Annotated in this window: 11 protein-coding genes; 2 read left to right on the top strand and 9 right to left on the bottom strand. The window is 45.2% G+C overall.

The features are described 5' to 3' along the window. Positions 1–250: 250 nt before the first annotated feature. The 4 genes from IEW52_RS15420 to catB form a co-directional block, all read right to left on the bottom strand. Entirely contained in the window at positions 251–589 is a 339-nt protein-coding gene (locus tag IEW52_RS15420) for a zinc ribbon domain-containing protein YjdM (RefSeq protein WP_188630970.1), read from the bottom strand. A gap of 177 nt (positions 590–766) precedes the next feature. Further along, positions 767–1369, bottom strand: coding sequence for a flavin reductase family protein (locus IEW52_RS15415; RefSeq protein WP_188630969.1), 603 nt, complete (start codon positions 1367–1369; stop codon positions 767–769). 131 nt (positions 1370–1500) lie between these two features. Next, a complete protein-coding gene (locus IEW52_RS15410; RefSeq protein WP_188630971.1) occupies positions 1501–1680 on the bottom strand; it encodes a DUF6998 domain-containing protein in 180 nt (59 codons plus the stop codon). A 61-nt stretch (positions 1681–1741) separates the two neighbouring features. Next, positions 1742–2371: a type B chloramphenicol O-acetyltransferase gene (gene catB, locus IEW52_RS15405; protein ID WP_188630968.1), complete on the bottom strand. Its 630-nt coding sequence runs from the start codon at positions 2369–2371 to the stop codon at positions 1742–1744. Positions 2372–2622: 251 nt separating this feature from the next. Between catB and IEW52_RS15840 the strand changes: the two genes are divergently transcribed. Both IEW52_RS15840 and IEW52_RS15835 read left to right on the top strand, forming a co-directional pair. After that, complete coding sequence (locus tag IEW52_RS15840) at positions 2623–3069, top strand: transposase (RefSeq protein ID WP_229668000.1); 447 nt, start codon at positions 2623–2625, stop codon at positions 3067–3069. A 23-nt stretch (positions 3070–3092) separates the two neighbouring features. Beyond that, on the top strand, positions 3093–3527 hold the full coding sequence (locus IEW52_RS15835) for a hypothetical protein (RefSeq protein WP_229667999.1): 435 nt from the start codon (positions 3093–3095) through the stop codon (positions 3525–3527). 653 nt (positions 3528–4180) lie between these two features. On the opposite strand, the gene IEW52_RS15395 is transcribed toward IEW52_RS15835, so the two are convergent. The 5 genes from IEW52_RS15395 to IEW52_RS15375 all read right to left on the bottom strand — a co-directional run. Beyond that, the gene (locus IEW52_RS15395; protein ID WP_188630967.1) at positions 4181–4573 is read right to left on the bottom strand and encodes a hypothetical protein; all 393 of its coding nucleotides are present in this window, start codon (positions 4571–4573) and stop codon (positions 4181–4183) included. Position 4574: 1 nt separating this feature from the next. Beyond that, positions 4575–5198 carry a hypothetical protein gene (locus IEW52_RS15390; protein WP_188630966.1) on the bottom strand — a complete coding sequence of 208 codons (624 nt, stop codon included), beginning with the start codon at positions 5196–5198 and terminating at the stop codon, positions 4575–4577. A 110-nt stretch (positions 5199–5308) separates the two neighbouring features. Continuing rightward, the gene (locus IEW52_RS15385) at positions 5309–5554 is read right to left on the bottom strand and encodes a hypothetical protein (RefSeq protein ID WP_188630965.1); all 246 of its coding nucleotides are present in this window, start codon (positions 5552–5554) and stop codon (positions 5309–5311) included. A 90-nt stretch (positions 5555–5644) separates the two neighbouring features. After that, positions 5645–6043, bottom strand: a complete 399-nt coding sequence (locus IEW52_RS15380; protein ID WP_188630964.1) for a GFA family protein — start codon at positions 6041–6043, stop codon at positions 5645–5647. A 288-nt stretch (positions 6044–6331) separates the two neighbouring features. Further along, positions 6332–6799 (bottom strand): transposase (locus IEW52_RS15375; protein ID WP_188630963.1); only part of this gene is annotated, 468 nt, incomplete at its 5' end.

The raw sequence follows: 6799 nt of genomic DNA, 5'->3' as shown, positions 1-6799 counted from the left end.
CAGCTTTATTTCCTGGAGAAAAGATCAGCTACTGACTGAAGTTTCAATGTTGCTAAAGGGAGTAGGAAGTGAATTCCACATACGTTATACGTGATTGCTTATACATAATAAAGCAGAAGGGCCCGGGCTGAAGATCAGAATGCTGATCACACTGATGTATAGCAACCATATATTCAGCTCCATGCGCGCTTCCTTTATTATGCATAACGCCCTTCAGGCGCCGGTTTGAATGTTAATCAACCGAGAACGATCAGGACTTTTTGACAAACTTCGCAGTGACCATCATTTCGCCAACGCCGTCTACCTTGCAGTCGAGTTCGTGATCCTTGCCTTCCACTATGCGTCTGATCAGCGCCTTGGTACCAATTTTAATCACCAGTGAGCTGCCTTTCACTTTAAGGTCTTTGGCCACAGTGACCTTGTCACCTGCTTCCAGCATTGTTCCATTCGCATCTTTTGCGGTCAGAATCTCTTCATCGGTATTGGCTTCTAACGGGTTCCACTCATGACCACACTCGGGGCAGACCAGATTATTTTGATCCTGGTAAGCAAACTCGGAATTGCACTTGGGGCACGCAGGAATAGACATAGATGATGCTTCTGTAAATGAATTTGGCCTATATGATAATGACTCTCCACGGCCTTGGCGAGTACTACATCTTCACTTTATTGACGTTAACGTGAAGACACAAGCGTCAGATTTATCGTATTTGATACACCAACACAGTATACGGTGTTCAAGACCCTAGCCCCCTACTGCTAATCTCTAGGGGCGAGTCAGTTCTACGTTTTCAGTCGTCAGGCTAAAATGATCGCCACCCATCTTGCCGACAGAATCAATACGCTGCTGATCGATAACCCCGTTTTTATACAGATCATCTCGAACATAAACACACTTTACATCAAGCAGAATAACGGTGCCGCCCGTGGGCAAGTCACTCACAGGAATGACTTCTCTTAACGTGCATTCATAACGAACGGGAGCGTCTTTAACCGAACGCGGCTTCACCTTAACACTGGCACAGCGCTCGATGCCGGCGAAGTCGAATTCGCTTTTATTACGGTCAAGGCTCGCACTGGTCTGATTCATGCTTTCCAGCAAGGTTGAGTTGACAATATTGACCACACACTCGCCTGTTTCCAGCAAGTTCTGCAGTGTATCTTTATTGATGCCGTTTCTCTGGGTGACCTGGGTATATAGCAGTACCGGAGGATTACAGCTTGCCACGGTAAAAAAGGAATACGGCGCCAGGTTATCAATACCATCGTGTGAACGGGTACTAATCCAGGCAATGGGCCTGGGAGTGACACCCCCATTCAGGAGACGATATTTCTCTTGGCTGTCCAGCCCTTCGATATCAAAAATCATATGACTTCCGTTTAATAACAAGGATATTTAACCATAACTATTGCTTTATAACGCTTTGCACAGCAGCGAGCTTGAAGTGGCGACGAAGGAACAACGGAAAGGAACTACAGGACGAGAGCTGCTGCATCTTGTTAAATGGCTTTCGGCACGCGGTCTGCTTGAGCCACAGTTTGATTGAGTTGCCGGAGCGTGTTGAGAGAAACCTGAAACTGGCCATTACTTGGTAACCGTTTACCTTTGAACTGCTCCCAAACAAGGGCACCTGGCCCATTGTAGATTTCCTCGAATGTACCGTGATCAATCATAGACATTTACGCTGCCAGCATGCGCGACCACAAAACGGAGGCAAAGCCGCAATGTAGCCTAAGCCTGTTATGTGCGTACCTGCTTTTTCCAAAATCCGTATAGACCTTCAATGTCAGACGAACAAAGGTATTTCATACAATCTTTTAGCTTTAAATCAGGCCAAGTCCACCATTTCATTTCTATTAGCATAGCAATTTCGGATTCTGAAAACCGAAACTTAATATGCTTTGCAGGATTAGAACCCACTACTTCATATGGCGCTACATCTTTGGTTACTACAGCACGGCTTGCAATAATCGCACCGTCGCCAATTTTCACACCGGACATAATCATGGCTTCTGAGCCAATCCAAACATCATTTCCAATGATGGTATCACCTGAACGCTGAAAGCCGTCTTCGGCATCCGCAAAGTTTTCATTGTCCTGGTAGAAAAACGGAAACGTGCTAACCCAGTCATTTCGATGACCTTGGTTTCCAGCCATCATAAATACGGCACCAGAGCCTATAGAGCAATAGCTGCCGATGATCAGCTTATCTACATCGCTTCTATCCGGGCTAAGATAACGCGCACAATCATCGAAGCTATAACCATGATAATAGCCCGAGTAGTAGCTATGCTTGCCAACAATAATATTTGGATTCGTCACTTGTTCAAGCAACGAAACACCTAAAAAAGGAGACTCAAAATAGTTCATAATTCCAACTTTTCTCGAAGCACATAACGTTGAGGGAACTGATGGCGAAGCGGTACGCTTTGGCGTCTGGTTACAGGAATCTAACAAGCCACCCATGTGAATTGGTTGTTTTTTAGTCTCACCTCTACACTTAAAACATCACGTTTGATGTATATGAGGAGGCTCCGGTGCCAAGACCACGCTCTACCCAAGTCAGTTTGGAGGATACGCCCTTTTACCATTGCGTGAGTCGTACTGTAAGGCGGGCGTTTTTGTGTGGCACAGACCTCTATTCAGGTCAATGTTTCGAGCATAGACGCGACTGGGTTGAGCAGCGTTTGTTACTGTTAACGCAGGTGTTTGCCATTGATATTGCTGCTTACGCGGTCATGTCTAATCATTTGCATGTGGTATTAAGAATTGACATCGACACCGCGCAGGCATGGTCAGATAACGAGGTCGTTCAGCACTGGCACCAGTTATTTAAAGGCACCTTACTGACCCAGCGCTTCGCTAAGGGTGAGGCCATCGAGCCCTATTTTATGGCACTGCTCAATGACACCATCGCCGAGTATCGCCGCCGGTTAACGGACATCAGCTGGTTTATGCGGGCCTTGAACGAGCCGATAGCCCGGCAAGCGAACAAGGAAGATAACTGCAACTGGGCCATTACTTTAGGAAAGAGCGGGAAGGGAGCTTTAAATCCCAGGCTTTGTTAGATGAAGCGGCAGTATTGGCCTGCATGACCTATGTCGATTTAAACCCCATCCGCGCCAAGATGGCCTTTACCCCGGAGCAATCGCAATTCACCAGTATTCAGCGCCGTATAAAGGCCGCATTTCAGGGAAAACAACCCGAGCGATTACTGCCGTTCGTGGGTAACGAACGCGACAAGTTGCCCAAAGGCTTATCATTTGCTGCCAAAGACTACTTGAGCCTGGTGGATGATACCGGCCGACTACTGCGTAATGACAAACGCGGGGCCATTCAACCCGGCTCGGCCAACATCCTGACTCGACTGAATATTCCGCTGGAAAACTGGCTTAAAATAACCCATAAATTTAAAGACCTGTTCACGGGTCCGGTCGGCACACTCGACGACCTCACCCGCTACTGCACGCATTTGAACATGCAGCGCATTGCCCATGCCCGCAGCTGCCAACATTGGTCTGGCTGACGCCTCAAGCAAGTCTTGATGTCACGTTTACATTGTTACACGCCAATAAGCGTGCACCAGCGCTGCTGGATTGCTCGACTATTGCCACAAAATCAGCATCCACCCAGCTGGGTTTAGCCATATCCAGCTTTTCCCATTAAAAACAGAACCACCAACGCCTATTTTTTAGGCCAAGAGTGGCTTTCGAAGCCATTTTGATATGGGTGGCTTATGTATTAGTGCTTGCTTATGTATTAGTGCTCGGACTCGATGTTAGTAAGAACGACTGAGCTGGAATCAATTAGCTCGGCAAATTCTGATGGCTTTTTGATTTTGGGCACGCATTCAAGGCGAAAAGTCATGTCTGGCGCTAATTCGCGAAGAATTCGAGATATTGAAAATTCGTACAGGGCGACGTCTTCGTCGTATCTCCACGTACCGCCATCAGATATAAAATCGTTAGCAAACGGAATCCATTTCAAAGACTCTCTCCAGCGTTTAGCTGTTGCCTTTCGGCCACTCAGAGCATGATACGCATTGCACACCGCGTACAGAAAGCACGCTCCATCCATGTCTCCCTGTGAAAGTATTTTTCTCATAATAAAATATCCAACCTACTGGCATAACGCTCGGCACACCGGCCGCGCGTAGCGCGGTCCGCGTGCTGCCGCTTGTTAGTTTTCGTCTCTTCTTTCCTTTGGAACATACTCCCAGTGCCTCTCTTTATAAAGAGCTCCCATTAAGGCGCCAAACTTACCTATGCTCACTTGATCCTGTTGTGCTACTTCGACGATTGAATCGTCATAAACAGCTTCAGGCCGAGCAACCAAGATAAATGCACCTTCCCCGATGCTGTCGGGCTTTTGAAAATAATCATCTAAGGAGTATTCATATTCGTCAGACAAATGAACAATCACCTGGGAAAGCCCCTCAGACCTCCTAATCAAATAGATGTAGTGTTCGTCTGATTGACTGCTATCAATACGCTCCCAAGACAGCACTTTCGCATGCTTGGTGAGCGCACTCTCGAGATATTTAGGTATTGTGTAGTGCAGATTTCTACCCAAGCTAGATCACCTTTTCTGATTTGTATATTTTCTCTAAAAACCTACCAAAGCTCTGAGCCTCTCTCTCCGAGAACACCTTTAAATGCAATGAGAGGGAAAACTCCTTCTCAAAGACATTTTTCAGTTCCTTTGATATTTCAGCGAACTCCCTTATTTCTTCAATATCAACAAGGTTGTTCTTTATGATCGCATCTACGTCAGTCTTTTCTTGTCCATAGAGCGCGCTTCCAAAGATGTATACGGATTCAACTTTATCTAGATATAGAGAAAGAGATTTCTTCAGCCACTCCGAATATTCTTCCATGTTATTATCATTTGACTTCGAATATTTGAAAATCAAATCCGCAAAACTCAATGGAAACTGATCATTGCTGTAGCCAAAACTTGGGTTGGAACAGTGCTTTTTAAATGCTGCAATATGTGATTTCATCTTACTTACAATCGGTGCCTCATTCTGCGTAAGCACTTTTACTCTGTTCAATATACTCAATATCTCATCATTATTAGGTACAATCTGATCCCTTTTTAGCTGCTCCCATACTTCATAGTCTTGCCTTAAATCATCTACATTCCCGCTTTCAGAATTAGGCCCGAATGCGGTAAATACCCTACGGTTGTCGTCCATCAGAGGCCTAATATCCTTTGCTGCGCGTTGCAAAGACTTATACTTTTTAACAGTCCCAGGCTGACTACTTATCATTCTTACAATGAATATGATGATCGATGAAAATATCATCACAGATCCGATGAAAATGAAATGAAAATGAAAACAGCATCGGTGCCCGAACTAAGGGACAACTTCACATAAGTATCACCTGAAACTACTTCTATGCTGGAGCATAGCTGTATGATTCGCTGATACCCGGCAAGAAGTACTCCACCAGAGAGTAAAGCCCAAATAAATTTGGAATCAAAATTCGGATTCAATATCCGATTGAGCTTCTCAAGTGCAATACCTTTGAGAGTTAATTCTTGGCTCATATGTTCCCTAGAAAACTAACGCCGCCAACACAGGCGAGCGTAGCGAGTCCAGCCAGCTTGCTGGCGTTTGTGATTGGCCTTGTTATATTTTTAGCTAAATACGGGCTCATCTTCATGCAAGTTTACCCAAGGAGCTTTGTCTGTTGTATAAACTTGAATTTGCGGCGCAAGCTCGTTTGTATAGTTATTGACGGCACCAAGCGGCAATACAAAATTTCCTGGAAAGTGCTTACCATTTACCAAGTAAGCTGCTGAGCCACAAGTTGAGCAAAATGACTTGCTAGATGTCTCGTTTGCTTTATATAAAGAGACCACATCTTGACCAGAAAGCACTTCAAACTGCGACTGAGGCACCACAACCCAAGAGCTATAATCACTGCCCTGCAACTTTCTGCAATTATTACAATGGCACTTAACGACAGTCTTTATCGGCAAAGAAAACGCCCAAGTAACTGCACCGCAATGACAACTACCTTCAAATTTACTCATTATCAACCCCTGACTGTGGAATAAATATAACGCTTAGATAATCAGCGAAGGTCCACTCAGCGTTTTCTACTCTCCGTAGAAGGTGGAGACCTTTGTCTGATTCATCGCTTTGTTGGACTTGCGTTGACGCTGAGGAAAAGCCTCGGGGTTCTTGGTCGCCAAACTCATGATTTATAGACGGATAGTAACAATCACTCACTCTTATCACTATGCTTATTGTAATGAATTGAGTCCTTTACCCACCCGCTATTATTCCGCATCGAAAACAGACTGTGAGTACCAGCCCCGTTATCGTTTCAGCGGAGCCACTGCTATTCGCTCAGTGGCACCACATGTCGGGCAGATTAATGTAGTGCCTAGTTTATTTAGCATTTCTTGCCATGTTGGCAGCAATGCTGTAATAAATGCGGGTTGTTTAAATTGTGCTCTTGCCACATTCAACTTTTCGACCACTGTTGGGTGATATAGCCCGTAGTAGCGGATGGTGGGCTTGCCTTTTAATGGTAAGTGCTTCAGTACCATACGCATAAAATTCGGCAGGCTAACCTGCTGTCGTTCAGTCTTTTTGGTTTGATGTGATTTATATTTAAACGTGAGTATATTATTTTTTACGGCGATGAGCTGCTTATTATTGATCGCACCACCGCGCATATACCGAGCTAAGTATTTGGCAACACCGACACCGTGAGCATAAGGAGCACAGGCATACACCTGCCAGTCTATTCGTCCGAGCTTATTTCTCAAGTTCATCAGTTG

Origin of the sequence: Oceanisphaera marina (assembly GCF_014643915.1) — a bacterium.
In the GTDB taxonomy this organism is placed as follows: Bacteria; Pseudomonadota; Gammaproteobacteria; order Enterobacterales; family Aeromonadaceae; genus Oceanimonas; species Oceanimonas marina.
This window is presented reverse-complemented; position numbering and strand designations above follow the sequence as displayed.

Bases quoted from the DNA above. Each gene is read 5' to 3' on its own strand.
- IEW52_RS15420 (WP_188630970.1), bottom strand. From the start codon at position 589: ATGTCTATTCCTGCGTGCCCCAAGTGCAATTCCGAGTTTGCTTACCAG.
- IEW52_RS15415 (WP_188630969.1), bottom strand. From the start codon at position 1,369: ATGATTTTTGATATCGAAGGGCTGGACAGCCAAGAGAAATATCGTCTC.
- IEW52_RS15410 (WP_188630971.1), bottom strand. From the start codon at position 1,680: ATGTCTATGATTGATCACGGTACATTCGAGGAAATCTACAATGGGCCA.
- catB (WP_188630968.1), bottom strand. From the start codon at position 2,371: ATGAACTATTTTGAGTCTCCTTTTTTAGGTGTTTCGTTGCTTGAACAA.
- IEW52_RS15835 (WP_229667999.1), top strand. From the start codon at position 3,093: ATGACCTATGTCGATTTAAACCCCATCCGCGCCAAGATGGCCTTTACC.
- IEW52_RS15390 (WP_188630966.1), bottom strand. From the start codon at position 5,198: ATGGACGACAACCGTAGGGTATTTACCGCATTCGGGCCTAATTCTGAA.
- IEW52_RS15385 (WP_188630965.1), bottom strand. From the start codon at position 5,554: ATGAGCCAAGAATTAACTCTCAAAGGTATTGCACTTGAGAAGCTCAAT.
- IEW52_RS15380 (WP_188630964.1), bottom strand. From the start codon at position 6,043: ATGAGTAAATTTGAAGGTAGTTGTCATTGCGGTGCAGTTACTTGGGCG.